This window comes from Nocardiopsis flavescens (assembly GCF_900141985.1).
GTDB classification, from domain to species: domain Bacteria; phylum Actinomycetota; class Actinomycetes; order Streptosporangiales; family Streptosporangiaceae; genus Nocardiopsis; species Nocardiopsis flavescens.
The window spans coordinates 1-1606 of the sequence record NZ_FQZK01000064.1; the positions used below are offsets into that span (position 1 = coordinate 1).

Annotated in this window: 3 protein-coding genes; all 3 read right to left on the minus strand. The window is 55.0% G+C overall.

The window, feature by feature from the left end; all coding sequences use genetic code 11:
• Nucleotides 1–335, minus strand: a 335-nt coding sequence (locus BUE45_RS33685) for a polymorphic toxin-type HINT domain-containing protein (RefSeq protein ID WP_143173569.1), incomplete at its 3' end; no start/stop codon positions are given.
• Between the two features lie 191 nt (nucleotides 336–526).
• A complete protein-coding gene (locus tag BUE45_RS32310; RefSeq protein WP_143173570.1) occupies nucleotides 527–1087 on the minus strand; it encodes a hypothetical protein in 561 nt (186 codons plus the stop codon).
• A complete protein-coding gene (locus BUE45_RS34130; RefSeq protein ID WP_394328549.1) occupies nucleotides 1081–1599 on the minus strand; it encodes a hypothetical protein in 519 nt (172 codons plus the stop codon). The genes BUE45_RS32310 and BUE45_RS34130 overlap by 7 nt, the downstream gene beginning before the upstream one ends.
• Nucleotides 1600–1606 lie beyond the last annotated feature (7 nt).

The following is a 1606-nucleotide window of genomic DNA, read 5'->3' on the forward strand; positions in this document are numbered from 1 at the left end:
ACATAGTACGTGTGGAGGTCTTGGACGGTGAGGTTGTAGACCCGCTCGGACTCGGTCCAGGTGCGGGTGCCGGTGATCTGGACCAGGGTGCCCTCGGAGGACAGGAACCACATCCCCGGAACCAGGTCGACGGCGTCGACCCACTCACCCAGCAACGGCACCCAGAAGGGGTGACCGTCCGTGGCAACGATCGCATCGCCCAGCACCATCGGCCCCGGCCGGGAAGGCCCGTCAGGCAACTCGCCCTCGCCCAGAGTGCCAGCGTCGACCTGCGTGGTGGTGTCCACGGTGATCTCGACCAGGGTCTTGGCACCCTCACCCACGATCGTGGCCAAGACCGTGCGCAGCCCCTCTTCTCCAGTCCTATCGACACGGGAGCAGGCTACCGAGAACCCAGATGAGATGAGCTCTTAAGCACCTTGGGAGGGTGCGATTTTTCCCTGGCCACCAATCCGAACTCAGAACGCGATAGGATTTTTCGATTATCCTGCTTAAAAAATCTAGTAAATAGCCACCAGAAATCAGTTCAGAAAAATTCTCCCCGAAGCTGCTCGAAAGAAAATTCCTCCGCCCTAACCTTCATCGCCAAAAGATTAACCTCCTCCAATGCATCCACTTGAGAAAGAGAAGAAACGTCACTCCTCTGGTAATTATTTTCGAGACTCCTTATGTCAAATTCCACCTCCCGATAATCCGAGAGAAGAGATGAGGAATTCAATGCGAAAATCGAACATCTAATCGCATCTTCAGGGTTTCTATAACTTCTATACCTGACCGCACAGAAAATAACCATCGCCACACTGTGGAGCACGGCCAACTTACCATCAGTCGACCCGCTTTTTTGAATTTCGGGCAAGCCTTCCAAAAATCTCAAATCACCATCCCAGGACGAACCACGACCCACCTCCCAAAGGGCGTCCGTGATTCGAACCACACGGTCGAGGTCGCCATCCCTCTTAGCATCATCCGCCACAAGACCCGTAAAAACTTGCCTGACACGCTCTGCACACGAAGCAACGAATGCGTCCACCTTGTCGTAGTCCGCACTCTCCACAAAAAGCTTGACATAAATATCTTGGTCTACCACTCGAAAGTCCTAATCTGAGTCCCGTGGGTACCCTTGAGCACCTCTCCGGATACACGGCCACCCGTAGCCCTGATAAGAGGAGCGCAAATCTTACTACAGACTGGCCTGGAAGAGCCCCCCATAATCGGACTCCAGTTCATACTATTAATAAACAGAAGAGCGTTTTGTTCTGCATCGGTCCCAGGAATGTTTCTTGCCGGAATCTCGTTTCCAGTAAGCGAAGATCTCTGCGCGGGCGTCAACCCCCTACCGCTTCCAGCGACCACATGGACAACACCCCTGGAGGTCTGTGCAGCAACTACAGCCACTGATGAGCTATTCCTCGGATGCCCCGTCGGAAGCTGGCTCCAAATTTGGTGAGCACGGTCCGCGAGCGGTTCTGCGGGACTACAGTTATGAGTCAGGAGCGGGGTGTCGCCCGTGAGCACATAGTACGTGTGGAGGTCTTGGACGGTGAGGTTGTAGACCCGCTCGGACTCGGTCCAGGTGCGGGTGCCGGTGATCTGGACCAGGGTGCCC